The organism is Gracilibacillus thailandensis, assembly GCF_010994055.1.
Lineage (GTDB): Bacteria > Bacillota > Bacilli > Bacillales > Amphibacillaceae > Gracilibacillus > Gracilibacillus lacisalsi.
The window spans coordinates 22,852-48,909 of the sequence record NZ_WJID01000052.1 but is presented as its reverse complement, the minus strand read 5'-3'; the positions used below and the strand labels follow the sequence as shown (position 1 = coordinate 48,909).

Below are 26,058 nucleotides of genomic sequence, written 5' to 3'. Positions count from 1 at the left end.
TAAAACTACACCACCACATTTGACAAAGAACCAAAAATTCACAAGATACATAAACTGCGAAGTAACTTGGACATGGCTTTACGTTGTTCCATTTTTAAGAAGTGTTGTCATTCGCTACGGCAGAATACTGCGCTTTCCATGGGCACGGCCTTAGCCTCCTCGGAAAGCAAAAGTCGCTTTCCTGCGGGGTCTTCAGCTCGCGTGAGTTCCCATAGGAGTCTTCGTATTCTGCCTACGCTGATTTTAGTGCTCTGATTATTGTAAGAATAGAACTTAGGAAACTGTTTCCTTTGGATTTCCTGTCATTTTATTAGAACACTATTCTAAGCTGCGTAAAAATGCGACACTCCTGGGGGAATAGCACGAGCCAAAGATCCACTTGGTAAAGTGATTTTCTTTACCAAGTTAGCTGAGGCTGCGCCCCTGGAAAGGGAGTATTTTTCCGCAGCGTCGACCGAGCACTCATCATTATACAGAATGGGAGAAAGCTTCCCTTTTCTAAATTTTCACTATTTCGCAGTTGTTATCTATACTTCGAATGGGATATGACCGTCATATAGATGAATCTTATGTTTTTCTATGCTATAATTTTCTTATTGTGTGAGGGGTGAAGACGTTGAAGGAACAAGATGTAGTAGAAATGTTGCGCCATTATCGCCATGATTGGCTTAATGATTTGCAACTAATCTTGGGCTATGCTCAAATGGGGAAATTAGATAAAATACAAAGTAAAATAACCGAAGTAATGGAAAGATCTAATCAGGAACGCGGTTTGGATCGATTGAATATACCAAAAACAATGGTATGGCTGTATCAATTGAATTGGCGTTCGGAAACTTTTCAGCTTCATTTTCAATCATTTGTTGACGGACAACCAGCCATCATGGATGACGAAGCATTACTAACCAAAATACAAAAAGTATTTCAAATATTACCTTCTTATCAAAAAGAATATGAGGAATATATCGGTACGCTTATTTTCAAAAAAGTGGACCATACTATACATATTCACTTAACATTTGATCAGAATTGGACCGATATTGAGGCATTAAAACAAGAGTTAGAATCTTTATCCTTTATTGAAAAAGTGACAACAGAAGAGATGTTAAGGATAGAGTGGCAAGAATAACGAAAGAAGGTGAGACAGCATGTTTGTCGATCAGGTCAAAGTATATGTAAAAGCAGGTGACGGGGGTAACGGTATAGTTGCTTTCAGGCGTGAAATATATGTTCCGATGGGTGGTCCTGCTGGTGGCGACGGAGGAGATGGCGGAGATGTTATCTTTGAAGTTGATGAAGGCTTAAATACACTAATGGACTTTCGCTATCAGAAACATTTTAAAGCGAAACGTGGCGAGAACGGAATGGGAAAAGGCATGCATGGAAGAAATGCAGAGCCATTAGTATTGTCTGTACCACCAGGTACCACTGTAAGGGACGTTAATACAGGAGAAGTGCTCGCTGATTTAATCGAACATAAACAACGGGCCGTCATTGCAAAAGGTGGTCGAGGTGGTCGAGGAAATATTCGATTTGCATCTGCTAGAAATCCTGCCCCGGAAATCTCAGAAAATGGCGAGCCAGGTATAGAGCGCGATATTCAGATCGAATTAAAATTGATAGCTGATGTTGGTTTAGTAGGGTTTCCAAGTGTTGGGAAATCGACCTTATTATCAACCGTTAGTGCGGCAAGACCGAAAATTGCCGACTACCATTTTACGACATTACAACCTAACTTAGGAGTTGTCGATACGGCTGATCAACGAAGTTTTGTTTTGGCGGACCTACCTGGATTGATTGAAGGGGCACACGAAGGTGTTGGACTTGGTCACCAATTTTTACGACATGTGGAACGTACACGTGTGATTTTACATGTAATAGATATGGCAGCAACAGAAGGCCGAGATCCTTACGAAGATTTTATTACGATTAATAAAGAGTTAGAACAATATGATCCAACACTATTAGAACGTCCAATGATCATTGCTGCTAATAAGATGGATCTACCAGAGGCAGAGGAACAGCTCGCCTTTTTTAAAGAACAGTTAGATGAAGATTATCCAATCTTTCCGATCTCAACGGTTACTAAGGAAGGAATCCGTGATCTATTGTTTGCTGTAGCGAACAAACTAGATGAAATTCCGAAAAATTATAAACCAGTTGAAGAACAAGAAGATCGCGTAGTTTATCGTTTTGAAAAAGAAGATAAAGCTTTCTCGATAACTCGTGACCCTGATGGTGCCTATGTATTGTATGGAGAAAAGATTGAGAAGCTATTCAAGATGACTGATTTCAGTCGTGATGAATCTGTTCAACGTTTCTCCAGACAACTGCGCGGAATGGGTGTAGACAATGCGTTAAGAGAACGTGGAGCAAAAGACGGTGATACAGTTCGCCTGCTTGATTATGAATTCGAGTTTATGGAATAATAGATAATATGCTTAGTAGCAAGACCATCCGTTGGTAAAAAAGGGGAATGTGGATGTCTGCGAAAAATGAAAAGTTCTATTTGGTAAGTGAAGATTTTTTACCAGAAGGAATGAAAAAAACATTGGAAGCAAAAAAATTGTTGGAAAGTTATGAAGTGGATTCGATTCATGAAGCTACACGCCAAGTCGGATTGTCGCGTAGTGTTTTTTATAAATATCGGGACGCTGTCTTTCCGTTTCAACATATGGTAAAAGAACAGATGATTACGTTGTTTTTCCATTTGCAAGATCAAACAGGGGTGCTTTCTCACCTCTTATCTGTTGTGGCACAGGCGGGATGCAATATATTAACGATTCACCAAACGATACCAATTCAAGGGAAAGCAAATGTTACGTTATCATTAAATACAAATGGAATGACAGTTGAGATCGATCAGCTCTTAAGTGATTTAAAACAGATTGATTTTGTCAATCAAGTAGAAATATTAAGTTCAGGTGTTTCATAACATAGGGGGAGCAAGCTATATGAAGGAAACTATCGGGTATTTAGGTCCAAAAGGAACTTTCACTAAAATCGCAGTAGATTCCATGTTTAATGGAGACGTTAAAAAAGGGTATAGTACCATTCCTGAATGTATCGACGCTGTAGTAAACAATGAAGTAAGCTATGCTGTTTTACCTCTGGAAAATGCGATAGAAGGTACGGTTAATATAACGTTGGACTATTTAATCCAAGCACAGGATGTGAAAATTGTAAGTGAAGTAATTGTTCCGATTCGTCAGCATTTAATGGTACACCCTGATAATGTTGATAAATGGACAGAAATTGATGCTATTTATTCTCACTCTCACGCGATTGCGCAATGCCATAGCTTTTTACGTAAGGAATTAGTGAAGGTACCGGCACAGTCGATGACTTCGACAGGAGCAGCTGCAGAATTTGTCAGTGAGCACCCTGAACAGAATATAGCTGCAATTGCCAATCATCTTGCAGCGAAAGAATACGGTTTATCGATTGTGAAAAAAGACATCCACGATTTCGATAATAATCATACGAGATTCGTTGTCTTGCATAAAAGTCAAACAGAATTAACTTCCAATAAAATGGAGGAAAAAGGATTTAAAACAACCGTAACGGTCACCTTACCATCAGATCAACCTGGTGCCTTACATCAAGTACTATCTGCGTTTGCATGGCGTAACTTGAATTTATCCAAAATTGAATCACGACCAATGAAAACTGGTCTTGGTAATTATTACTTCCTAATAGACATTGAACAAAAAATGGATGATGTTCTGATTCCTAATGCTATAACAGAAATGGAATCGTTAGGCTGTAAAGTATCAGTATTAGGCAGTTATCCTTACTATTTACACAGTGGAAACGGTGTAACGCTTGCGGTATAATCGCAGGCGTTTTTTATGGAAAAAAAGCATATAATCGGCCAATGACCGTGTTAAGCGATGGAATCGGCTAAGCTCCGAATCATTCCTTCGCTTACCGTGGGCACGGCCTTAACTAACTTTTCCAAAAAATAGAGTGGACAATTTAAGTTCTATCCACTCATCTGCATGTGCTACATTAAATACAGCTACTATTCAACAATAAATCCTTTTTCCTTTAACGCCTCATATGCTTGATCCAACTTCCGCTCTTCATTGGCGACTATGGTATGGTTATGAATCCCATTGGTCAACTCCAACAAATATGGAGCATTTTTTTCTTCGATTTTCTGAACAAACTGATCAACATCAACGCGACTGTTTATCATTAAAGAAGCTTTTAAATCACCGTAAATCGGATGTTCGATAATGACATCTTCTACGGTCGCGCCATAGTCTACGATCGTATATAATTCTTCTCTAGTATCTTTTCCTTCATGTTTACACGCGATAACACGACGAAAATCTACTTTTTCTTTTTCAGCTTTCATATATAAATAACCATTACTGGTAGCAATAATAGGATGATTATGAGCTTTTAATAAGGAAATATCCTGTACGATTGCTTGTCTGCTTACATTTGCCTTTTCAGCCAGTTCTGTTCCAGTAAGCGGTGTTTTACTATTTTGCAACCAAGTCAGCAGGCTTTCACGCCTTGCTTTACCCGTTAATTTCTTTGTCATAACCTTGTCTCTCCTCCTTGATTCGATTAAATATTCGATTCGAAGCTTTGATGATCTCATGAATATCTTTTTCCGTTGTATGATGGCTGAAAGAAAATCGAACAAACCGTTTCCCTTCATCATAATCGCTAATAAACGGTTGAATGGATTTAGGAACTTCTGTTGCTCCAATAGCGCATGCACTACCTGTCGAAATTGCAATACTATGTCGATTATATTCTAGCATGACATAATCACCCTGTACAAAATCACTAATACAACCAACAATACTTGGACATTGATTGACGGTTACAATCGGTTGTAATGGAATTCCTTCGATTTTCAATTTCTGAATAAAAAGTTCTCGTATGTATTGGATGTGATCTTGATTTTGTACGAGATTGTTTATTGTTTCTGAAGCTGCCGCAGCAAATCCAGCTATTCCAGGCACATTAACTGTTCCAGGTCTTAATCCGTGTTCATGATTAGTTGAAACAGGGTGAGATCTTAATGAGAGTCTATTAGAGAAATATAGTGCTCCAACTCCTTTAGGACCGAATATTTTATGACTTGAAATCGTTATACAATCAACAAACGGTATCAAGTGCTTTATATCTATTTTACCAAATGATTGAATCATATCGCTATGAAAAGGGATACCCTGTTTTTGTAACCTTTCTCCAATTTCCTTTATTGGCTGGATAACACCTGTTTCGCCATTAACATGTTGGATTGAGACAAGGCATGTGTTAGGCTGAATCGCTTTTTCTAGATCAGTTAGCCGAATTTGCCCGTTGTGGTCTACTGATAGAAAAGTGACCTCTACATTTTCTTGATTGGCCAACTCTTTCATGTAGTAATATAAAGAACTATGCTCGACTTCTGTTGTAATGATATGTTTTTTCTTTTTTAAATGACTAGTTCTTAGTAATGTGTCGATAGCTAACAGATTACTTTCCGTTCCCCCGCTCGTGAATACAATTTGTCGTGCTTCTGTATTTAAAAGCTTTGCTATCATAGTTCTTGAATTTTCTAATATATCTTTTGCTTTCCCACCTATATCATGTAAGCTGCTAGCATTTCCAAAATAACCTTTTGCTACTTCTTGATATACGTCTAATGCTAGATTTGACATAGGAGATGTAGCGGCATAATCACAATAAATCATCCAATCGTCCTTTCCTTAGAAGTATAGTCCTATATACAATTGTCAGTGAATTTCCATAACTACCGTCATTCAAAGAAGCAAAGCAGGAATAATGTACCTAACATCTTGCGATCATTCGCTTGCTGATGGCAGTCTTTTTTTATAATTGATGATCGCATAAAAAAATACTTGTCATATTACTTATTATATGTAAAGATATCTGTAAAGACAACTGTAAAGTGTGGTGTTTTGTTTGCAACGACAAAAAATAGTCATTGTTGGCTCTGGTCTTGCTGCATATGTACTTGCGAGTGAATCATGGCAGCATAGTGATGTAACAATACTGACGAAAAATACAACAAACGATAGTAACTCTATCCGCGCCCAAGGAGGAATAGCTGCTGCCGTTTCTTCCAAGGATCAATGGCATTTACATGCAGAAGACACTTTAAAAGCAGGTGTATTCCATAACCATCAAAAAGCAGTGGAAACATTAGCGAAAGAGGGAAAACAGGTAGTGAAAAGTCTGCTTCAACAAGGGTTTCCAGCAGACCGTAATCAACATGGTGAACTTTTATTAGGTCGTGAAGGTGCCCATAGTGAGCGAAGAATCATTCATGCAGGAGGAGATCAAACCGGTAAGTATCTCATTCACTTTTATCAGCAAATATTGCAAGGAAAGATAACGATTATAGAAGGACAACTTGCGGTTGATTGTGTGATAGAAGCCGGCGAGTGTAAAGGGATTATTACGATGGATCAAGATAATCAATTGCATACGTATACTGCAGATCATATCGTATTGGCAACCGGAGGCTTTGGGGCGCTTTATGAAACAACATCTAATGATCCGAGTGCTACCGGTGATGGTATAGCGATTGCTTATCGTGCTGGAGCTAGAGTTTCAGATCTGGAGTTTGTCCAGTTTCATCCGACTATGCTAGCAACACAAGCTCCTTACAATGATTTGATTTCAGAAGCAGTTCGAGGAGAAGGAGCCATTTTGGTGGATCAGAATGGTCGAGAAATTATGAAAGGTGCGCATCCATTGGAAAATCTAGCACCTCGGGATATCATAGCCCGTGTTATGATGACAGAATTAACGAAAGGAAATCGGCTATATTTGGATATTCATCAAATCAAAAACTTTCAAACTAAATTTCCTTTTATTAAATCAGTATGTGAAAAGAATAACATAGATTGGCAGCAAGGACTAATACCGGTAAATCCAGGAGCCCATTTTACGATGGGAGGGGTAGAAACCGACTTGCAAGGAAGGACGAATATCCCACGGTTGTATGCAATTGGAGAAGTAGCATGTACACACGTCCATGGTGCTAATCGTTTGGCAAGTAATTCACTGCTAGAGGGATTAGTATTTGCAACGAGATTAGCAGATTATTTAAAGACGCAATCCAGTGTGCCTTCCAGTAGTATATCGCTAGTCCAACCATTACATCACAGATTCCATCATCCTGATCTACACACACTACGTAAACAAATGACCAATCATGTGGGCATTAATCGAAGCGAATCAGGGTTAAATGAAATGCTGGAATGGTTAGTGAAATTTACAATTATTCAAGATAATTATTTAAGCAGATATACTACATCGCGGGATCAAATTCAAATGCAGCATCATTTACAGGTTGCCCAGCTCGTAACCAAGGCAGCCAGAAAACGCATAGAAAGCAGAGGCGCTCATTACCGAGTGGATTACCCATTTAAAAGTGAACAATGGGAGAATAAAAGGATAACCTATCAATTAACCAAACAAGGAGTAACGGTATGAATCGATTATATGTCAAGCAACAGCTCAACCATTTTTTTCAAGAAGATATCGGGAGTGGAGATGTCACAAGCGATCATATTTTCGATCACGTATCTCCAACAGGACTAGGTGAATTTATTGCTAAGCAGCAAGGTATTTTTGCTGGAGAAGTGATATTAGAGGAGGCTTATCATCTTTTTGATGAACAGATAAAAGTCGATTTGTTTAAAAAGGATGGCCAACGAGTAAAGAAAGGCGATGTGATTGCACAAGTATCTGGTCCATATCCATTATTGTTAACGTCAGAACGGGTTATTTTAAACCTTTTGCAGCGATTAAGCGGTATTGCAACTGTTACTTCTCAAGCAATTCGTCATTTAGCTAATGATCAGATAAAAATTGCCGATACTCGAAAAACAACACCAGGATTACGTATGTTAGAAAAATATGCAGTTCGTTGTGGTGGTGGAGTCAATCATCGTTTTGGATTAGATGATGCGGTGATGTTAAAGGACAATCACATTGCGGCAGTGGGTTCGATTACTAAAGCTGTAGAAAAAATAAGAACCTCGACAGGTCACATGATCAAGATCGAAGTAGAAATCGAAAACAAGGAGCAGTTGGAAGAAGCGATTGCAGCAGGCGTAGATGTGATCATGTTTGATAATATGTCGCCAGAACAAATAAGAGAGCTGATTCAACTAGTGCCAAAAGATATCATGACAGAAGCTTCAGGTAATATCACTGTCGATAATATTCACCTATATAAGGATACGAGAGTGGACATCATTTCACTTGGGTTTATTACCCACTCAGCACAAGCTTTAGATATCAGCTTTAACATTACGGGGGGAGTAAAATGAATCTAGCAACACTATTTACCACACATCAACAGTTACCAGAAAAGTATCAACACATGAGTCATGAAGAAATGATAGAAAGAATCACAAAGATAAAAAAAGATATGGGAGAAGAGTTATTTATTCCGGGGCATCACTATCAAAAGGATGAAGTGATCCAATTTGCTGATGCAAGTGGAGATTCATTGCAACTAGCCCAAGTTTCCGCACAACAAAAGGCGAAATATATTGTTTTTTGTGGTGTTCATTTTATGGCGGAAACCGCTGATATTTTAACAAATGCTGATCAAAAGGTAATACTACCGGATATGCGTGCCGGTTGTTCGATGGCAGATATGGCAGATGATAAGCAGACTGAAGAAGCTTGGAGAGAATTAACGGCCTTGTTCGGTGATACGCTTTTGCCTTTAACCTATGTCAATTCTACAGCTGCCATTAAAGCATTTGTGGGGCAACATGGAGGTGCTACCGTTACCTCATCTAACGCGAAACAAATGGTTCAATGGGCATTTAAGCAAAAACAACGGCTGTTATTCTTGCCTGATCAGCATTTAGGTAGGAATACCGCAGTAGAGTTAGGCGTTCCGTTAGATCAGATGGCAGTATGGGATCCGATTGCAAGCAAATTGGAATTTGCAGGTGATGCAGTAGAGGATATCCGTGTTATTTTATGGAAAGGTCATTGTTCCGTACATGAAAATTTTACTACGAAAAATATTGAGCAAGTTCGTAAAAATCATTCCGAAATGAAGATTATCGTTCATCCGGAATGTAAGTATGAAGTTGTGCAACAGGCAGACCTTGCTGGTTCCACGAAATATATTATTGAAACCATCAAGCAAGCGCCTGCTGGAAGTGAATGGGCAATCGGTACAGAAATGAACTTAGTTAATCGTTTAATAAACAGCCATCAAGATAAAAAAATTATTTCCTTAAACCCATTTATGTGTCCTTGCTTAACAATGAATCGTATTGATTTGCCTCATTTAACATGGGCATTAGAAGAAGTATGGGAAGGAAATTATACGAATCGAATCAGTGTTCCAAATGAAATAGCTCAACATGCCAAACTAGCTCTAAACCGAATGCTGCAAGGAAGCCTATAATGTGACAAGCTTGTATTTAAGTTGATCGAAGGATATCTATAAAAAAAGATATCCTTCTTTTTTTATTCAACATTTTAGGCATTTTGCATATGTTGTTAAAGAAGATGGATTAGACCGAGACAAATGCCCTTCCATACTTATCATACAGAAAGGAGAATTTGCTTTGAAAATTCATATTGTGCAAAAAGATGAAACTCTTTGGAAAATTGCGCAAAAATATGGTGTTAATGTAAATGAAGTGATAGCAGCGAACCCACAAATTTCAAATCCTGATATGATTATGCCAGGAATGAAGATAAAGATTCCAACTGCATCTGATAATAAACAGCAACCAGCACCATCTAATAAGAAACAACAAGTCCAACCTGGTACAACGGACAAAAAAGACAAACAGGAGGTAAAACCAGAGGCTCCAAATCAAATTTTACCTGCGATTGAAGAGGATGAAGAAAAAAAATGGGAACCATTGAAAAAAGAAATGCCTTCATTACCAATTCATTTTAATAAGCAACCACCACAACCTGTACAACCAGCACCATCTCAGGCATCACAAGACTTAAAGTGGACACAGCTAACTAATAATTTCGAAACCCATATTCATCCAACGCAAATGCCTGAAGAGGATGACTACGTAGCAGGAGTGGAGGATCATAAGAAACCAAAACACAAACCGATGGCACCACATCATCATCATCCACAACCAATGCCAATGCACGCACCTTGTTATTCAACGGAAGGTATCCCTTATGGCTATGGACACACGGGACATACAGGGCATATGCCACAATATCCGTTTCCAGAAGGCTTTCAGCCACAAGTAATGGGGGAACAATCGCAACCACAACAATCTGGTCCATCTACCCAGCCGCATCAAGGATGGTACCAAGCACAAATGCCATCAGATAACCAAGGACAGCAAATGCCATGGGGACCATCACAAATGCCCCAAAATCAAATGATGCCAAATCAACAACAACCAATGCAACAAATGCCGATGCAGCAACAACCAAATATGCCAGTACCGATGCCAGGAGAACCAATGATCCCACAACCTGGCGCACCGAATTACCCATTAATGCCAATGCCATATGGAATGCAAGGCCAACAACAAATGCCATATCAGCCATATCCTCAACAAGGAATGCCTTACGGGCAACCGAATAAAAAGGACTGTGGATGTGGAGGAAATCGATAATAATCATAATTGCAAAGGCTGCTGAGAAATTTTTTCTCAACAGCCTTTTTAAAATTTCGCAATAAAAGAGCTCGGTTTCGCAATAAACGAAGGCAATTTCGCAATAAAGGAGCACGATTTCGCAATAAACGAAGGCAATTTCGCAATAAAGGAGCACGATTTCGCAATAAACGAAGGTAAATTTGCAATAAAAGAGATTGATTTCACAATAATAAACTCGCATCCGATGAATCTGTTTTGCATCGTTATTTTCAATTTCTGTTAGTTGTGATAAAGTAAGTAATGGAGACTGAGATAGATTATTGAGAGGTGAGAAAGCATGGCAGGACATTCTAAGTGGAAAAATATCCAAAGAAGAAAAAATGCACAAGATGCAAAACGTGGTAAAATTTTTATGAAACATGCAAAGGATATTTATATAGCTGCTAAACAAGGTGGCGGCGACCCAGAAATGAATGCAAGCTTACGTCTTGCAGTAGAAAAAGCAAAGTCTGACAACATGCCGAATGAGAACATAGATCGAGCGATTAAAAAAGCAACCGGGGACTTAGACGGAGCTAATTATGAAGAATTGACGTATGAAGGGTATGGTCCTGGTGGAACCGCTGTAATGGTGGAAGTATTAACAGATAATAAAAATCGGACCGCATCTGAGGTACGACATGCGTTTAGTAAAAATGGTGGTAATCTTGGTGAGAATGGTTGTGTAGCCTTCATGTTTAATCGTAAAGGTTACCTAGTAATTGATCAAAGTAAAACAGATGCAGATGAAGATACTGTAATGTTAGAAGCAATCGAAGCTGGTGCAGAAGAAATGGAAACCGTGGAAGGTGCTTATGAAATCTACACTGATCCGGAAGATTTTCAGAATGTAAAATCAACATTAGAAGAAAGTGGTTTTACATTGGAAACAGCAGAAATCACCATGATACCTCAAACACTTTCACAAGTGGATGAAAGTGACGGTAACAAAATGGTCAAGCTGGTTCACATGCTCGAAGATATGGAAGATGTCCAAGAAGTCCACCATAACATGGACGCAGATGAAGCAATTATGGAACAAATATAATAAACAATAGGCTGCCCATAGGAGGCAGTCTTTTTGTTTGTATAAATAAACCTTCATTCTTAAGTTCAAAACTAGTTGAGCAAAGGATCCGTTAGTCATGGTTGACTTGCTACTAAAATGTTTAAGCATTTCGCCTGCTATAAGCACGAATAACAGTCTTCAAATCTTGATTCGTATTACCTCATACAATGATCGAAACAATCTGTCCTTTTCCTTTATATCGTGGTTATATTTTCTAAAATTGGACACCCTAATAATAACAAAGCTCGATTGGAGGGTCATTCATTATGGGCAAACTATGGTTATTATTAAATGGTGTCGTTGTCTTAATAATTGGGGTCATTAGTTTTCAATCATTCTTTGAGCAAGAAAAATCTGAAGAACAACAGAAAGAAGTAATGGTCATGTCACAAGACCCACTAACCATTGAACTAACTTTAGAGAAACAATATATAGATGGACATATTGAAACAGAGAATGTCCAAGAAACCATCGCTTCTATGCAAGATTTCTGGTCTGAATACCAAGAGTGGCAAGTGATGGAGCAGAGGGATGGTTTTATTCGTTTTCGAAAAGAAGTGGATGATATTTCACCATACCTGAAAGCAAATGGATACTTTGGTATTAAAGATGGACAGTTGACAATCTTCGAAGGTGTTCCAGTACATGAAGCAGCTGTGCAATCCTTTTATCAAATAGATACCGAAGAATTAGAATCACACTTGTATGAAGAATTACAAGAAGGTATTAAAATTAATTCTAAGAAAGACTATTTAGAAGTGCTAGAAACATTTCGATCTTATCAAGACGTGGAAGCAGTAAATAGTTGAACGATGCTCAATCATCGTTCAACTATTTTTTGATATGCCCCCACAACATTAGCTATTATTCATCCTTCCACTGATGATTGTTTCAATTTGTAGGAAGTAAAAATACCAATCATCGCTAAAAAAGTCATAGCTGCCATTAATTGATACATGGTTTGAGAACCAAAGTTGTCTAAAATAGCTCCCCCAGCAGTACCTCCAACCGCACCACCTAATCCAAAACACGTCGACATTAATAATGCTTGGCCCGTACTACGCAAATGATTGGGGACAAAGCTCACGGCAGTTTGTAAGGCAACGAGCCAGAACAAACCAAATGTGAGTCCTTGTGATATTTGGAAAAACACAATCCATTCAGCAGATTGAATAAAAGCATATAATAACCAACGAATTGTAAAAAACATAGCAACAATGCCAAGTAGAAATAAATGGTGAAATTGCAGGACCTTCTGTGTTAAGAAATAAAAGACAGGTACTTCACTAAATGCAGCAAGTGCCCATGCAACACCGACTAAAAAAGTAGTAGCTCCTAAATCTTCTAAGTGAAGAACAAGCATGGTATCGTTCATTCGGTGCGGAATCATAACGAGAAAGCACAAAAACAAAAAGATTATAAATCCTTTATTCGTTAATACTTCTTTTACACCTTGTAAGGAGACAGGATCTGTCGAATGATTATTATCTTTTAAAAATAATGTTAACGAAATTAATAGCAGAATCAGAATCCAAAACAAAATATAAATATTACGAATCCCGATAAAGCCTAGGATTGGACCAGAAACTACTGCAGTAAACGCAAATCCGACAGATCCCCAAAGGCGAATTTTACCGTACTGATCTCGTTTTTTCGAACCTAAGCTTTTGATGGCCATACTATCCAGTAATGGGCCTGCAGGTGACATCACAAAGTGAAAGGCGACAAAAGAAATAAAAACAATAATAAATGAAGTACTGAAAAAAATACTGAAACTAATAGCGATGACTGCAAAATATAAAAATAGTAGTAATCCTTTAATCGTCTTATACTTATCACTGATGTAACCAAAAAAAGGTTGTGCTACAATACTTATCATAGGAGCAATCCCTAAAATGGTTCTCCTGCTTACCTTGATAAACGACCTGAGATAAGCTAAGATTAATACGAACGTATGATTGTAAATTATAAATAGAATTGGATCAAAGAGGAGTTCATGATATGATTGCATATATAAACGGGGAAGTAGCGGAAATAACGGAGCAAGCTATTATATTAGATACGAACGGTATTGGATATGAAGTGATATGTCCGAATCCTTATCGTTTTCAAGCACAAGTTGGTCAAAGGCAAAAGGTGTATACGTATCATTATGTAAGAGAAGATGCTCAAATATTATACGGGTTTCAAAATCAGGAAGAAAAGACTTTGTTCGCACAAATACTTAATGTTTCCGGAATCGGGCCAAAAGGCGCATTAGCTGTTCTCGCCACAACTTCCGTACAGGACTTTGTTGTTGCGATCGAACAAGAAGATGAAAAGTTTTTAACAAGTTTTCCAGGTGTCGGAAAGAAAACAGCACGACAGATGATTCTTGATCTGAAAGGAAAGCTACCTTTTGACTATCAAGCTGAAGATATGGTGCAACAACAAAAAGATGGAACACCTGAAAGTAATCAGGCATTAACAGAGGCAATTGAAGCGCTAAAAGCACTAGGCTATTCGGAAAAGGAAATTAATCATATTAAACCGGTATTAACGAAAGAACAGAGTGATACTGCGGATACATATATACGAAAAGGGTTAGCATTATTAATGAAATAAGGAGAAAGGAGCTTCTTAATGGAAGAGCGGATCATTTCAGGTGAAATTCAAGAAGAAGATATAACAGAAGAGCTCAGTCTCCGGCCAAAAGTTTTAAAACAATATATTGGGCAACATAAAGCAAAAGAAAACTTGTCGATCTTTATCGAAGCAGCTAAAATGCGGAATGAAGCCTTAGATCACGTCTTATTATATGGACCTCCCGGGCTAGGAAAAACTACAATGGCGCAGATAATCGCAAATGAAATGGGAGTACAGTTTAAACAGACGTCAGGGCCTGCAATTGAACGGTCAGGGGATTTGGCAGCTATTTTGTCTTCATTGGAAGTTGGTGATGTCCTGTTTATCGATGAAATTCATCGTTTACCTCGAGCGGTAGAAGAAATTCTATATCCGGCAATGGAAGACTTTTGTTTAGATATCGTCATTGGCCAAGGGCCAAGCGCACGTTCTGTTCAATTAGATCTACCTCCATTTACTTTAGTAGGGGCAACAACACGTGCTGGGTTACTGTCGGCACCATTGCGTGATCGTTTTGGTGTGCTGTCACGATTAGAATTTTATGAAGTGGTGGACCTTTGTGCCATCGTCGAACGAACTGCCGATATTTTTCAGGTGGAAATTGATAAAGCTGCGGCGTTAGAGGTAGCGAGGAGATCCCGTGGTACACCACGTATTGCCAATCGATTATTAAAGCGAGTTCGCGATATTTCACAAGTTAAAGGAGAAGATAGTATATCAATAGAGACTACACAGAAGGCTCTGCAAATGTTACAAGTCGATCAAGAAGGGCTTGACCATATTGATCATAAGTTGTTATTAGCGATGATGGATGGTTTTAAAGGTGGCCCTGTTGGATTAGATACGATCGCGGCATCCATCGGTGAGGAATCGCAAACAATTGAAGACGTCTATGAACCATACTTATTACAACAAGGCTTTATCCAGCGTACACCAAGAGGGAGATTAGTGACACCAAAAGCATATGCGCATTTTGAGCGGGAGGTGCCTGAAGCTTGACGGATTTTGGCAAAATCTTTATTGTAATAGGGGTTGTCTTTATTATCGTTGGTCTGTTATGGGGAATGATTGGGAAGTTACCAGGAGATATCAGCTTTAAAAAAGGAAACTTTTCTTTCCATTTCCCAATTATGACTTCGATTGTGATCAGTATTATTTTAACGGTGATTTTTGCTATTATCGGACGATTCAAATAGAAGGAGAAGAAAAATGGAAATAGAAGATTTTGATTTTGACTTACCAGAAGAACTAATTGCTCAGACTCCATTAGAGGATCGTGCAAGTTCGCGCTTGATGGTTTTAAATCGAGAAAATCGTTCAATTACCCACCATCATTTTTACGATATCTTGGATTTTTTAAAACCAGGTGACTGTTTAGTATTAAATAATACAAAAGTATTACCTGCAAGGTTGTATGGTGTGAAGGAAGATACAGGAGCAAAAGTAGAAGTCTTATTATTAACCCAATTGGAAGATGATAATTGGGAAGTGCTCGTCAAGCCGGCAAAAAAGGTGAAAGTAGGTACTACCATTAGTTTTGGTGAAGGGAAACTTACTGCAACGTGTGTTGATACGAAAGAACATGGTGGAAGAGTCTTTCGTTTTCAATATGAAGGCATTTTTTACGAAGTATTGGATGAGTTAGGAGAAATGCCACTCCCGCCTTATATTAAGGAACAATTAGATGAGCGTGATCGCTATCAAACCGTTTATGCAAAAGAGAAAGGTTCAGCAGCTGCACCGACTGCCGGGTTGCATTTCACAGAAGAATTATTAGAGCAAATCAAGCAAAAAGGTGTGGAAATTGCTTTTATTACGTTGCATGTAGGTTTGGGAACATTTCGTCCAGTAAGTGTAGATAATATCGAAGAACATGAAATGCATGCAGAATTTTATCAAATGACACAGGAGACTGCTGAGCAATTAAATGCAGTAAAGAGAAGAGGAGATCGAATTATCTCCGTTGGAACAACTTCCACAAGAACGTTAGAAACAATTGCTCGGGATACTGGTGGAAATTTTCAGGAAAGAAATGGTTGGACCGATATTTTCATTTATCCTCCATATCAATTTAAAGCGATTGATGGCTTAATCACGAATTTCCACTTACCGAAGTCAACTTTGATTATGTTAGTAAGCGCGTTAGCTGACCGCGATTTTATTTTAGAAGCTTACAACAAAGCAGTAGCTGAACGTTACCGATTTTTCAGTTTTGGTGACGCCATGCTAATTTTGTAAGGAAAGGAAACCACTATGACAGCTATAAGATATGAACATATTAAAACGTGTAAACAAACAGGTGCTCGACTTGGAAAAGTGCACACGCCACACGGAACATTTGAAACACCCGTTTTTATGCCTGTTGGTACTTTGGCGACAGTGAAAACAATGAGTCCAGAGGAATTAGAGGAGATGGGTGCGAATATTATTTTATCTAACACTTATCACTTATGGTTACGACCAGGAGAAGATATTGTGAAAGAAGCTGGTGGGCTGCATCAATTTATGAACTGGGATGGTGCCATTCTCACCGATTCTGGTGGATTTCAAGTCTTCAGTTTAAGCGATTTACGTAAAATTGAAGAGGAAGGGGTTCATTTTAGAAATCATTTAAGTGGTGAGAAATTGTTCTTATCACCGGAGAAAGCGATGCAGATCCAAAATGCATTAGGTTCGGATATTATGATGGCTTTTGATGAATGTCCGCCATATCCGGCAGAACATGACTATATGAAAAAGTCTGTTGAACGTACTAGCCGTTGGGCAGAGCGTTGCCTAGCAGCACATGAGCGAAAAGATATTCAAGGGTTATTCGGTATTGTCCAAGGTGGAGAATATGAGGATTTACGTCGATTAAGTGCTCAAGACTTAACATCGTTAGATTTTCCTGGTTATGCAATCGGCGGTTTATCAGTAGGAGAGCCGAAAGATGTGATGAATCGAGTGCTTGAATTTACAACACCACTATTACCATCAGACAAGCCTCGTTATTTAATGGGCGTAGGATCACCTGATTCATTAATTGATGGTGCGATTCGTGGTGTAGATATGTTTGACTGTGTTTTACCGACAAGGATTGCTCGTAATGGAACATGTATGACATCTGAGGGGCGATTGGTCGTTCGAAATGCGAAATTTGCTCGAGATTTTTCACCATTAGATCCCAATTGTGATTGTCACGTATGTAAAAATTACACTAGGGCTTACATTCGACACCTAGTCAAAGCAAATGAAACGTTTGGTTTTAGACTTACTACTTATCATAATCTATATTTTCTGTTAAAATTAATGGAGCAAGTCCGTGAAGCGATTAAGCAAGACCGACTTGGTGATTTTAAAGAGGAATTCTTTGAACAATATGGTTTTAACAAACCGAATGCAAAGAACTTCTAGAAAGGGGGCGAAGTGAGTGGAAATTTTAGCAACTTTTGGACCACTGATTTTAATGGTTGTGATTTTTTATTTCTTATTAATCAGACCACAACAGAAAAAACAAAAACAGGTCCGTCAAATGCAACAAGAATTGAAAAAAGGTGACAAGATCGTCACGATTGGTGGATTCCATGCAACTGTACACGCACTGGATGAAGATCAGATCGTACTTCTAGCTGGGGATGGAACGAAACTTACATACGATCGTTCGGCAGTAAGAGAAGTAGTAGAACAAAGCTAAAAATAAGGAAAAATACCATGGCCACTCAAACTGTCATGGTATTTTTTATTTGACTAAACCAATATAGCGCACAACATCCATAAACTGCGCAGTAACTTGCACGTGTATTTGCTCTCCTCCCGTATTCGTACTGCATTAAGAGATAATTTTGACATATATCGTGATGAATAACTACCACTCCGGCTGCCCACTTCCCTTTCCGTGGGGTTTGCCCTTCAGCTAACTTTTTCGAGCAAAAACCGCTCGAAAAAGTGGATCTTCAGGTCAAACAATTCCCACAGGAGTGGAAGTGGGCGGCCTTCGTTAAGCTATGCTCCACAACACTAATCAGAAATCAGCCAGTCGATTTCTCCACCATATGTAGCGTAGGCAGAATACGGAGACTCCTGTGGGACAGCGAGAGCTGAAGATCCACATTGCAAAGTGCTTTTCTTTGCAATGTTAGCTGAAGCCGAGCCCACGGAAAGCGCAGTATTCTGCCGGAGCGTATGGCAGCACTCATAAAAATGCCACAGAACTTTCATTACTTCACAGTGTCTATCTACTACGAATGAATCTTTTTAGGCTGATTCTTCTTCGGAAGATAGGTTGACACCAATAATTGCCCCTATGATCGCTAACAATAAATATGCACTATGGTTTACTAGTTCGACAACTGAAAACCCCGCCTGTAAGCCAAGGAAACGATAACAAAAGACGACAAAAGTAAACAATAGACTTGTAATCGTACCGATAAGAATTCCTTTATGCTTTGCTTTTAATCCTGCGATTAAACCACCTGTAAACAACGCTATAAAACTTATAAATAACGTAGCCATTTCGAGTGTAGATTCGCCTAAAGAAGTGAAACGTAGCAATAGTGTAAGAATAACACTGGCAAGAATCATTACTACAAAAATTCCGATCCAACCATACAAGACGCCAACAACTGATTTCATCGATCACACCTCCTGATTATTTAAAAGTCCTCTTTAATTATGTATGCATGTCCCTCAAAAATAGAAGAACTGCTTTTTTGAATAGTTCCAAAAAATAAGAATATAGATGATAATATAACTTGTCTTACGATGAAGATTAGAGAGGGGACATTTCATGTCAGTTACCATCGCAGTTGCTGTTTTTATTATTAGTTATATATTTATAATGTCAGAAAAAATAAATAGAGCGTTAGTCGCGCTAGCTGGTGGTGTACTGTTACTATTAACAGGTGTCTATGGCTGGGAAGATGCTGTTACATCCTATATAGATTGGCATACGGTGGCGCTACTTTTTGCAATGATGGTATTAGTAGCGATAACGAAAAAAACAGGTGTATTCACGTATATTGCCATCTGGTTAGCGAAAGTAGTAAAAGGTAAGCCGATTCCTTTGATGGTGGGGATTGGCTTCTTAACAGCAGTAGGTTCTGCTTTACTTGATAACGTGACAACTGTGTTATTATTTGTTCCGGTCATATTAACACTGACAAATTTACTACAATTACCGTCTTTACCATATTTAATAACCATTATATTAACAGCAAATATAGGTGGAACAGCTACGTTAATCGGTGATCCGCCAAATATTATGATTGGTCAAGCTGTTCCGCACTTAACCTTTATTTCATTTTTGCAGCATACAGCACCGATTGCTGCCCTTTTGTTTGTCTTAGTTATGATTATTCTCAGCTTTCTATTCCACAAGCAATTGAAGAATATAGATGAGAATAGAATACAAGAGCTAATGAATATGAAAGAATCAAGTTATTTAATAAAATCCCCGTTACTATATCAATCACTATCAATATTAACGCTGACTATTATAGGGTTTTTATTACATCCGGTTTTTCATATTGATTTAACGATTATCGCCTTGTCTGGTGCCATTCTTCTCTTAATAATTAGTGAAAAAGAGGTGGAGGCAGATACGGTTTTTCAACAAGTCGAATGGGTTACATTATTTTTCTTTATCGGCCTATTTATGCTTGTTGGAGGATTAGAAGAAGTGGGGGTTATTGACGAACTTGCAAGATCAATTATGTGGTTAACGGAAGGAGATATGACTTATACAGCTTTATTACTTTTGTGGGTTTCAGGAATCTTCTCAGGGATCGTGGATAACATTCCATTTGTTGCCGCTATGATTCCAGTCATTAAAGAGTTTGAAACATATGGAATGGCAAATTTAGATCCATTATGGTGGTCATTGGCACTTGGTGCGTGTCTTGGTGGCAATGGTACATTAATTGGTGCGTCTGCCAATGTTGTGGTTGCAGGGCTTGCTGATGCACAGAATAAGCCGATTGCATTTCTCAAATTTATGCTGTACGGGATTCCAGTTGTTATCCTGTCTTTGGTCATTGCAACAATCTATATTTACTTTCGTTATTTGATACCATTTCAGCAACCGTTGTAAGTATATTACGAGGAGCATTGGGAAAACTAGCCACATCGCTTGTAAAGGGTGTGGCTAGTTTGTCTATGGAAGAAATTTTTACTATTATCTTTCGTACATTGCTTTATTATTTTAGTATTGTGCTGATTTTTCGGTTAATGGGAAAGCGTGAAGTAGGTGAATTGAGCCTTTTAGATATTGTAGTCTTTATCATGATAGCCGAAATCGCAGTTTTGACAATAGAAGATTTAGAATTGTTTTTTGGTTATGGTTTAATTCCAATGGTTATTTTACTTATCATTCAGCGTTTAACTGCATGGATTTCGTTAAAAAGTCCGCTATTTCGGCAATGGTTTGAAGGGAAACCAGCCATTATAATTACGAAGGGAAAAATTGATGAGTATGCGATGAAGAAAAATCGCTTTAATTTTGATGATCTTATGCAACAACTTCGCGAAAACGGGACAGAAAGTATTAAAGATGTATCGTATGCTATTCTAGAGCCGTCCGGTAAGCTCTCTATCATTGAAAAAAAAGACTTTGCTAATGTACGGAATAAGATAAATGGGCTTGTATTACCATTAATCGTAGATGGTAGAATACAAGAGAAAGCCTTAGATCAATTAGGGGAAAGTGAGAGCTGGTTACATCAACAATTGGAGAAAAGAGGCTTTAACGACGTAAAGCAGGTATCCTTCTGTTCGATTGATGTGAATGATGAATGGTATATTGATGAAAAGAATGAGAAAAAATAACACATCACTGAACGATGTGTTATTTTTTCCGTAATTGTTGTAATTCATCTTTACTAATAAATTGTAAGCAGAATAGAAAGAAAAGGTAGCTAACAATTAAAAGAATAAAAATAATGAAAAAGTTGAACATATCAGCTATTTGAAAGGAAAATATTTGGATTAATAATTTACCCATCCAGAAGGTTAAACCAGTTAAGACGATCATCTTCCCTATCATTTTAAGCGGTATATAAAAACGAATGGCTCGGAATAAGGTAATCAGATGAAATACCGTACCTATGATGACGCCAACACACATGGCAATAGCAGCACCATAAATTCCAAATTGCGGATTGGTGGCAAGGCTGATTAAAATAATAAATTTGATCACCGTTGACGCGATATTATTCCACATCGCTTGTTTTGCTAGGTCTAAAGCTTGTAAAGACGCATTCAGTGGGAACTGAATATACATAAACAAGAAACATGGTGCCATTATTTTCAAAAAAAGACTAGCGCTATTTGTTCCGTACATATATTGCAATATGGCATCGGCAAAAAGCGTTAATAAAACGGTAGCGATAGCTCCAGATGCGAAGGAAAGCCGAATGGCCTGATGTATTCTGTAGTGAATCAATTTATTGTGCTGTTTAGCTTCTGCCTCGCTAATGTTAGGTACTAGTGCAACCGCGAGTGAATGTGTGATAAAGGTAGGCAGAAATAAAAGTGGTAAAGCATAGCCGGTAAGTGCCCCATATTGTTTGGTAGCCACAGTTGCATGAAAACCAGCTAAGGCAAGGCTTTGCGCAACCAATATGGGTTCCAGGAAGTTAGCAATTGAATTGACCAACCGGCTTGCTGTACTAGGGATTGCTATCGAAAACAATTGCTGTAGTGTTTCTTTACCTGTTTTCAAGTATTGATAGATATTTTTGCGTAATTTAATCCGTTTCTTGATCTGGAACATTTTTAGCATGAATAGTAAGGAAACAGCTTCCCCAATAATAACAGCAATCATCGCACCAGATGCTGCTAATTCTACTCCATAGGGCACCAACCAGCTTACCAGTATTAAGACAAACCCAATCCTCACGATTTGTTCTAAGACTTGGGCGTAGCTCTGTGGCTTCATGTTCTGACGGCCTTGAAAATAGCCTCGAATTACCGAACCGACAGCACTAATCGGTATAATAGGGATAATCGCCATCATCGGATAAAAGACACGCTCATCGGTTAATAGATAACTTGAAATATAAGGGATCAACAAGAACATCAACACAGATGATAGAATACTCAACGAAATGGTGATGGATAAGGAAATAATTAATATTTGCTTGATCTCGGTGTGATCATTTTTAGCATCTGCTTCTGCCACTCGTTTTGCGATGGCAATAGGTAGTCCGATTTGCGAGATCGTATACATTAAAAATAGGGTTGGCAATGCCATATTATATAAACCAATACCTTCTTCGCCCATTAATCTCGCGACCACAATTCTATTAATAAATCCCAAAAATCTTGTGATCATCCCAGCTATGATTAAAATAATAGTCCCTTGTAAAAAATTTTGTTTGGTCACTTTGCTCGACCTACCTTCTCAAATGGAAAATTTTCATATACAATGAAGTATATGCATGAGGTGAGGACAAGCATGACAATTTCAGATAGATTTTTTTGTGTTTAAGCGTGTAGGAAATGATGAAGGATTATAGTATAGTGCTAATCACGGATGGAGGAAAAATTCATGACAGTCAAAAAGCAAGTTTCGTTATGGAAGCGTGAACTGGAAGATGTGATAGCTAGTAAGGTCAATGAATTTCAATTACTGGATTATTCGAAAGCAACATCAGAAGATATTTGGAACTGTTTACTGGATAAAGTGTGGAAAGGTAACCCTGAGAAAACACTACATGAAGTGGTTCAGGATATTTTTCATTTACATCCCAACATTTTTATGACATATTTAACACAACAATCATGGAGAGATAATAATTTACAGGAATCACTTGATGCCTTATTAGGAAACGAAAAAAGAGACTAGGATGCCCTTCATTACTTGTCTCATGTTTGACTTTTATAGTAATATAGTAGTGCTGTGAAAACTTAGGGAGGCTTTACATATGGTGAAAAGAGGGAGAATCGTTGCATTTTTTCTGATTGTCCTAGTACTGGGAGCAACGATTGGAACAACATATACGGATATAGCAAATAAAATCAAATTAGGGCTTGACTTGCAAGGTGGTTTTGAAGTCTTGTATGAAGTACAGCCTTTAGACGAAGGTCAGGAAGTAAACCGAAGCGTCTTAGAATCTACCGTTGCTACACTGGAAAGACGTGTAAATGCGATCGGTATCAGTGAGCCGAGCTTTAATATTGAAGAACCAAACCGTATTCGTGTTCAACTAGCTGGTGTAGAAGATCAAGATGAAGCAAGGGAAATGTTGGCTACAACAGCACAATTATCATTCCGAGATGTGAACGATAAAAAATATTTAGATGGCTCGGATATAAAAGAAGGTAGTGCTAAACAGGATTTTGATCCGGATACTAATCAACCGATCGTAACTGTCCAATTTAAAGATGCAGATCGTTTTGGTGATACCACAAAAAAAATTATGGAAAATCCTGACCTAACAAATCAAGTAGTTATCTGGATGGATTATGAAGAAGGAGATACATACGAAGAAGAAATTCAAAAAGAAGATTCAAAAGTTATCTCTGCGCCTACTTTTAAACAGGTATTACGAACGACTGATATTATGATTGAGGGAAACTTTACAATAGAATCTGCACAACAACTAGCTGATTTATTAAATGCAGGTTCATTACCAGTTGAATTAGAAGAGGAATATTCTGATTCAGTTGGTGCACAGTTTGGTAAACAAGCATTAGATAAAACTGTTTTTGCCAGTATATTAGGAATTCTTTTAATCTTTATCTATATGATTTTCTATTACCGTTTTCCTGGTGTGATTGCCGCGATAACATTAAGTATTTATGTATACTTGGTATTACTGGTATTCCAATTAATGAATGGTGTCTTAACTTTACCTGGTATTGCGGCCCTAGTACTAGGGGTTGGTATGGCAGTTGATGCCAATATCATTACCTATGAACGGATTAAGGAAGAAATTAAGGAAGGAAAATCGATTAAAGCAGCCTTTAAAGCAGGTAACCAACATTCATTGTCAACGATATTTGATGCCAACATTACGACGATGATTGCTGCAGCAGTACTATTTACCTTTGGTAATAGCTCCGTAAAAGGGTTTGCGACACTATTAATGGTCAGTATTGTATTAAGTTTTATTACAGCAGTATTTGGCTCCAGATTATTCTTAGGTTTCTGGGTTAACAGCAACATGTTAAACAAGCGTACTGGATGGTTTGGTGTGAAACAGGATCAAATTCTTGATATTAATAGTGGTGAGGAAGTGGAACCAACTGTCTTCGGGAAAAAATTTGATTTTGTCAAACACCGTAAGAAATTTTTCAGCATCTCTATTGGTTTAATCGTAATCGGTATTGCTTGCTTGGCATTATTCCGGTTAAATCTCGGTATAGATTTTACAGCTGGCTCTCGAGTAGAAGTATTAGCGGACAAGACACTAACCTCTGAAGAGATTGAAGAAGAGTTTGAGGCACTTGACTTAGAAGTAAGTGCACCAATAGTGTTATCAGGTGATAATGAAAATATTGCTGTAGCTCGTTTCTCGGATGAGTTATCGCAAGACAAAGTTTCCGAAGTGAGAAGTCATTTTGAAGAAAAATACGGAAGTGCACCGACGGTTAACACTGTTTCACCTGTTGTTGGGCAAGAATTAGCCAAGAATGCGGTGCTTGCTGTATTGTATGCTTCGATTGGGATCATCATTTATGTAACCATTCGATTTGAATTCTATTCTGCTTTAACGGCAATACTGGCGTTATTGCACGATGCATTCTTTATTATCGCATTGTTTAGTATTACAAGGATGGAATTTGATATTACGATCATTGCTGCGATTTTAACCATAGTTGGTTATTCCATCAATGATACAATCGTAACCTTTGATAGGATTAGAGAGAATCTGAAGAAAAAGAAAAAAATCAAATCATTTGCCGAACTTGCTAAGATTATCAATCATAGTTTAATGCAGACATTAGCAAGAAGTATCAATACCGTCTTAACGGTAATATTTGCTGCTTTAATGCTATTTATTTTCGGTGCTAATGCTATTACCAACTTCTCATTTGCGTTAATTGTAGGTTTAATTGCGGGGACTTACTCATCACTATTCATTGCAGCACAAGTTTGGTTGGTATGGCGTGGTAAATCGATAAAAGAAAAACCGATCGTTTATCAAGAGAAAAAGTATAATGACGGCCCACAAGTGTAATATAAAGCTGAGCATCTTATTCGAGATGCTCAGCTTTTTAAGTTTATTTTGTAGCAAGGACGGGTATAAATCGATAGAACTAATTAATAAGTTGAAAAGATGATATGTTGTAAAATAACAACATAAATCGACATTGTATATTAATTCCTTTATACTTAACTTATGGTAATAGACAACATGGAGGAGGTAGCATAAGTATATGAAAGGACAAACGTATATTATTTTTGCTGTAGTATTCGCAGTTATTATCGCTATTTTTGCTGTCATTAATGTAGATGCTGTTGAAGTCAATTATCTGTTTGGAACTGGTCATGCACCACTTATTCTTGTTATTTTATTTTCTGTTTTAATGGGAGCTATTATTACCGCCGCGGTTGGAGTGTTTCGTGTGATGCGATTGCAAAAAGAATTAAAAATTGCTAGAAAAGAACTAAATGAGTTAAAAGCCCATGAAAATCCTGTCGTAGAAGCGGAACCAGAAGAATTAACATCAACTGAAATAGCAGAAAACGACGATACAGTAAAATAATTCTGTTTGCTACCCTTGATACACTTTTGTATAATAAGTGAG

At 38.0% G+C, this 26,058-nt stretch carries 26 protein-coding genes; 21 read left to right on the top strand and 5 right to left on the bottom strand.

The features are described 5' to 3' along the window. Positions 1 to 616 precede the first annotated feature (616 nt). The 4 genes from GH715_RS15215 to pheA are packed head-to-tail and all read left to right on the top strand — an operon-like array spanning position 617 to position 3,836. Positions 617 to 1,129, top strand: a complete 513-nt coding sequence (locus GH715_RS15215; RefSeq protein ID WP_153836057.1) for a Spo0B domain-containing protein — start codon at positions 617 to 619, stop codon at positions 1,127 to 1,129. A gap of 19 nt (positions 1,130 to 1,148) precedes the next feature. After that, positions 1,149 to 2,429: a GTPase ObgE gene (gene obgE, locus GH715_RS15210; RefSeq protein ID WP_153836058.1), complete on the top strand. Its 1,281-nt coding sequence runs from the start codon at positions 1,149 to 1,151 to the stop codon at positions 2,427 to 2,429. 53 nt (positions 2,430 to 2,482) lie between these two features. Further along, a complete protein-coding gene (locus tag GH715_RS15205) occupies positions 2,483 to 2,935 on the top strand; it encodes an ACT domain-containing protein (RefSeq protein ID WP_153836059.1) in 453 nt (150 codons plus the stop codon). A gap of 19 nt (positions 2,936 to 2,954) precedes the next feature. Beyond that, the gene (gene pheA, locus GH715_RS15200) at positions 2,955 to 3,836 is read left to right on the top strand and encodes a prephenate dehydratase (protein WP_153836060.1); all 882 of its coding nucleotides are present in this window, start codon (positions 2,955 to 2,957) and stop codon (positions 3,834 to 3,836) included. A gap of 188 nt (positions 3,837 to 4,024) precedes the next feature. Here the strand turns inward: pheA and GH715_RS15195 are convergent, their stop codons facing one another. Further along, the gene (locus tag GH715_RS15195) at positions 4,025 to 4,555 is read right to left on the bottom strand and encodes a transcription repressor NadR (RefSeq protein ID WP_153836061.1); all 531 of its coding nucleotides are present in this window, start codon (positions 4,553 to 4,555) and stop codon (positions 4,025 to 4,027) included. Continuing rightward, positions 4,533 to 5,702, bottom strand: a complete 1,170-nt coding sequence (locus GH715_RS15190) for an IscS subfamily cysteine desulfurase (protein ID WP_153836062.1) — start codon at positions 5,700 to 5,702, stop codon at positions 4,533 to 4,535. Before GH715_RS15190 ends, GH715_RS15195 begins: the two co-directional genes overlap by 23 nt. A 232-nt stretch (positions 5,703 to 5,934) precedes the next feature. Here GH715_RS15190 and nadB point away from each other — a divergent pair, with 232 nt between their 5' ends. From nadB to GH715_RS15160, 6 genes are all read left to right on the top strand, one after another. Continuing rightward, entirely contained in the window at positions 5,935 to 7,473 is a 1,539-nt protein-coding gene (gene nadB, locus GH715_RS15185) for an L-aspartate oxidase (RefSeq protein WP_153836063.1), read from the top strand. Continuing rightward, entirely contained in the window at positions 7,470 to 8,315 is an 846-nt protein-coding gene (nadC, locus tag GH715_RS15180) for a carboxylating nicotinate-nucleotide diphosphorylase (protein ID WP_153836064.1), read from the top strand. The genes nadB and nadC overlap by 4 nt, the downstream gene beginning before the upstream one ends. Then, a complete protein-coding gene (gene nadA / locus GH715_RS15175; RefSeq protein ID WP_153836065.1) occupies positions 8,312 to 9,418 on the top strand; it encodes a quinolinate synthase NadA in 1,107 nt (368 codons plus the stop codon). Before nadC ends, nadA begins: the two co-directional genes overlap by 4 nt. Before the next feature lie 163 nt (positions 9,419 to 9,581). Then, the gene (safA, locus tag GH715_RS21820; protein ID WP_153836066.1) at positions 9,582 to 10,613 is read left to right on the top strand and encodes a SafA/ExsA family spore coat assembly protein; all 1,032 of its coding nucleotides are present in this window, start codon (positions 9,582 to 9,584) and stop codon (positions 10,611 to 10,613) included. A gap of 319 nt (positions 10,614 to 10,932) precedes the next feature. Then, entirely contained in the window at positions 10,933 to 11,682 is a 750-nt protein-coding gene (locus GH715_RS15165) for a YebC/PmpR family DNA-binding transcriptional regulator (RefSeq protein WP_018931460.1), read from the top strand. Between the two features lie 287 nt (positions 11,683 to 11,969). Next, positions 11,970 to 12,512 (top strand): BofC C-terminal domain-containing protein, encoded by a 543-nt coding sequence (locus tag GH715_RS15160; RefSeq protein ID WP_153836067.1) that lies wholly within the window; start codon positions 11,970 to 11,972, stop codon positions 12,510 to 12,512. A gap of 59 nt (positions 12,513 to 12,571) precedes the next feature. Here the strand turns inward: GH715_RS15160 and GH715_RS15155 are convergent, their stop codons facing one another. Then, on the bottom strand, positions 12,572 to 13,714 hold the full coding sequence (locus GH715_RS15155; protein WP_153836068.1) for an MFS transporter: 1,143 nt from the start codon (positions 13,712 to 13,714) through the stop codon (positions 12,572 to 12,574). Between GH715_RS15155 and ruvA the strand changes: the two genes are divergently transcribed. Genes ruvA through yajC form a run of 6 tightly spaced genes read left to right on the top strand, consistent with a single transcriptional unit; the run spans position 13,705 to position 18,001 of the window. Next, positions 13,705 to 14,307, top strand: a complete 603-nt coding sequence (gene ruvA, locus GH715_RS15150) for a Holliday junction branch migration protein RuvA (protein WP_153836069.1) — start codon at positions 13,705 to 13,707, stop codon at positions 14,305 to 14,307. The genes GH715_RS15155 and ruvA overlap by 10 nt on opposite strands. 18 nt (positions 14,308 to 14,325) lie before the next feature. Further along, the gene (gene ruvB, locus GH715_RS15145) at positions 14,326 to 15,327 is read left to right on the top strand and encodes a Holliday junction branch migration DNA helicase RuvB (RefSeq protein ID WP_153836070.1); all 1,002 of its coding nucleotides are present in this window, start codon (positions 14,326 to 14,328) and stop codon (positions 15,325 to 15,327) included. After that, on the top strand, positions 15,324 to 15,524 hold the full coding sequence (locus GH715_RS15140) for a DUF2905 domain-containing protein (RefSeq protein WP_018931465.1): 201 nt from the start codon (positions 15,324 to 15,326) through the stop codon (positions 15,522 to 15,524). The genes ruvB and GH715_RS15140 overlap by 4 nt, the downstream gene beginning before the upstream one ends. Positions 15,525 to 15,537: 13 nt before the next feature. Then, positions 15,538 to 16,566 carry a tRNA preQ1(34) S-adenosylmethionine ribosyltransferase-isomerase QueA gene (gene queA / locus GH715_RS15135; RefSeq protein WP_153836071.1) on the top strand — a complete coding sequence of 343 codons (1,029 nt, stop codon included), beginning with the start codon at positions 15,538 to 15,540 and terminating at the stop codon, positions 16,564 to 16,566. A gap of 15 nt (positions 16,567 to 16,581) precedes the next feature. Further along, positions 16,582 to 17,721: a tRNA guanosine(34) transglycosylase Tgt gene (tgt, locus tag GH715_RS15130; protein WP_153836072.1), complete on the top strand. Its 1,140-nt coding sequence runs from the start codon at positions 16,582 to 16,584 to the stop codon at positions 17,719 to 17,721. A gap of 16 nt (positions 17,722 to 17,737) precedes the next feature. Beyond that, complete coding sequence (gene yajC, locus GH715_RS15125) at positions 17,738 to 18,001, top strand: preprotein translocase subunit YajC (RefSeq protein WP_018931468.1); 264 nt, start codon at positions 17,738 to 17,740, stop codon at positions 17,999 to 18,001. 560 nt (positions 18,002 to 18,561) lie between these two features. Here the strand turns inward: yajC and GH715_RS15120 are convergent. Continuing rightward, the gene (locus tag GH715_RS15120; RefSeq protein WP_153836073.1) at positions 18,562 to 18,939 is read right to left on the bottom strand and encodes a TIGR04086 family membrane protein; all 378 of its coding nucleotides are present in this window, start codon (positions 18,937 to 18,939) and stop codon (positions 18,562 to 18,564) included. Positions 18,940 to 19,093: 154 nt separating this feature from the next. On the opposite strand from GH715_RS15120, the gene GH715_RS15115 reads away from it, so the two are divergent. Both GH715_RS15115 and GH715_RS15110 read left to right on the top strand, forming a co-directional pair. Beyond that, entirely contained in the window at positions 19,094 to 20,395 is a 1,302-nt protein-coding gene (locus tag GH715_RS15115) for an ArsB/NhaD family transporter (RefSeq protein WP_153836074.1), read from the top strand. A gap of 65 nt (positions 20,396 to 20,460) precedes the next feature. Continuing rightward, on the top strand, positions 20,461 to 21,129 hold the full coding sequence (locus tag GH715_RS15110) for a DUF421 domain-containing protein (protein WP_026287232.1): 669 nt from the start codon (positions 20,461 to 20,463) through the stop codon (positions 21,127 to 21,129). Positions 21,130 to 21,148: 19 nt separating this feature from the next. On the opposite strand, the gene spoVB is transcribed toward GH715_RS15110, so the two are convergent. Next, the gene (gene spoVB / locus GH715_RS15105; RefSeq protein ID WP_163578687.1) at positions 21,149 to 22,687 is read right to left on the bottom strand and encodes a stage V sporulation protein B; all 1,539 of its coding nucleotides are present in this window, start codon (positions 22,685 to 22,687) and stop codon (positions 21,149 to 21,151) included. Positions 22,688 to 22,852: 165 nt separating this feature from the next. Here spoVB and GH715_RS15100 point away from each other — a divergent pair, with 165 nt between their 5' ends. The 3 genes from GH715_RS15100 to GH715_RS15090 all read left to right on the top strand — a co-directional run bounded on the left by GH715_RS15100 (position 22,853) and on the right by GH715_RS15090 (position 26,016). Continuing rightward, complete coding sequence (locus GH715_RS15100) at positions 22,853 to 23,149, top strand: post-transcriptional regulator (protein WP_153836075.1); 297 nt, start codon at positions 22,853 to 22,855, stop codon at positions 23,147 to 23,149. 79 nt (positions 23,150 to 23,228) lie between these two features. After that, on the top strand, positions 23,229 to 25,487 hold the full coding sequence (gene secDF, locus GH715_RS15095) for a protein translocase subunit SecDF (protein ID WP_153836076.1): 2,259 nt from the start codon (positions 23,229 to 23,231) through the stop codon (positions 25,485 to 25,487). A 199-nt stretch (positions 25,488 to 25,686) separates the two neighbouring features. Next, a complete protein-coding gene (locus GH715_RS15090; protein WP_153836077.1) occupies positions 25,687 to 26,016 on the top strand; it encodes a LapA family protein in 330 nt (109 codons plus the stop codon). Positions 26,017 to 26,058: the final 42 nt, after the last annotated feature.

What these genes read in the sequence shown, in the direction of transcription:
- GH715_RS15165 (WP_018931460.1), top strand. Translation starts at nt 10,933, where the DNA reads ATGGCAGGACATTCTAAGTGGAAAAATATCCAAAGAAGAAAAAATGCA.
- GH715_RS15090 (WP_153836077.1), top strand. Translation starts at nt 25,687, where the DNA reads ATGAAAGGACAAACGTATATTATTTTTGCTGTAGTATTCGCAGTTATT.
- GH715_RS15195 (WP_153836061.1), bottom strand. Translation starts at nt 4,555, where the DNA reads ATGACAAAGAAATTAACGGGTAAAGCAAGGCGTGAAAGCCTGCTGACT.
- ruvB (WP_153836070.1), top strand. Translation starts at nt 14,326, where the DNA reads ATGGAAGAGCGGATCATTTCAGGTGAAATTCAAGAAGAAGATATAACA.
- GH715_RS15205 (WP_153836059.1), top strand. Translation starts at nt 2,483, where the DNA reads ATGTCTGCGAAAAATGAAAAGTTCTATTTGGTAAGTGAAGATTTTTTA.
- GH715_RS15100 (WP_153836075.1), top strand. Translation starts at nt 22,853, where the DNA reads ATGACAGTCAAAAAGCAAGTTTCGTTATGGAAGCGTGAACTGGAAGAT.
- GH715_RS15115 (WP_153836074.1), top strand. Translation starts at nt 19,094, where the DNA reads ATGTCAGTTACCATCGCAGTTGCTGTTTTTATTATTAGTTATATATTT.
- GH715_RS15160 (WP_153836067.1), top strand. Translation starts at nt 11,970, where the DNA reads ATGGGCAAACTATGGTTATTATTAAATGGTGTCGTTGTCTTAATAATT.
- secDF (WP_153836076.1), top strand. Translation starts at nt 23,229, where the DNA reads ATGGTGAAAAGAGGGAGAATCGTTGCATTTTTTCTGATTGTCCTAGTA.
- GH715_RS15155 (WP_153836068.1), bottom strand. Translation starts at nt 13,714, where the DNA reads ATGCAATCATATCATGAACTCCTCTTTGATCCAATTCTATTTATAATT.
- GH715_RS15110 (WP_026287232.1), top strand. Translation starts at nt 20,461, where the DNA reads ATGGAAGAAATTTTTACTATTATCTTTCGTACATTGCTTTATTATTTT.
- obgE (WP_153836058.1), top strand. Translation starts at nt 1,149, where the DNA reads ATGTTTGTCGATCAGGTCAAAGTATATGTAAAAGCAGGTGACGGGGGT.
- ruvA (WP_153836069.1), top strand. Translation starts at nt 13,705, where the DNA reads ATGATTGCATATATAAACGGGGAAGTAGCGGAAATAACGGAGCAAGCT.
- pheA (WP_153836060.1), top strand. Translation starts at nt 2,955, where the DNA reads ATGAAGGAAACTATCGGGTATTTAGGTCCAAAAGGAACTTTCACTAAA.
- nadA (WP_153836065.1), top strand. Translation starts at nt 8,312, where the DNA reads ATGAATCTAGCAACACTATTTACCACACATCAACAGTTACCAGAAAAG.
- nadC (WP_153836064.1), top strand. Translation starts at nt 7,470, where the DNA reads ATGAATCGATTATATGTCAAGCAACAGCTCAACCATTTTTTTCAAGAA.
- GH715_RS15190 (WP_153836062.1), bottom strand. Translation starts at nt 5,702, where the DNA reads ATGATTTATTGTGATTATGCCGCTACATCTCCTATGTCAAATCTAGCA.
- tgt (WP_153836072.1), top strand. Translation starts at nt 16,582, where the DNA reads ATGACAGCTATAAGATATGAACATATTAAAACGTGTAAACAAACAGGT.
- GH715_RS15120 (WP_153836073.1), bottom strand. Translation starts at nt 18,939, where the DNA reads ATGAAATCAGTTGTTGGCGTCTTGTATGGTTGGATCGGAATTTTTGTA.
- queA (WP_153836071.1), top strand. Translation starts at nt 15,538, where the DNA reads ATGGAAATAGAAGATTTTGATTTTGACTTACCAGAAGAACTAATTGCT.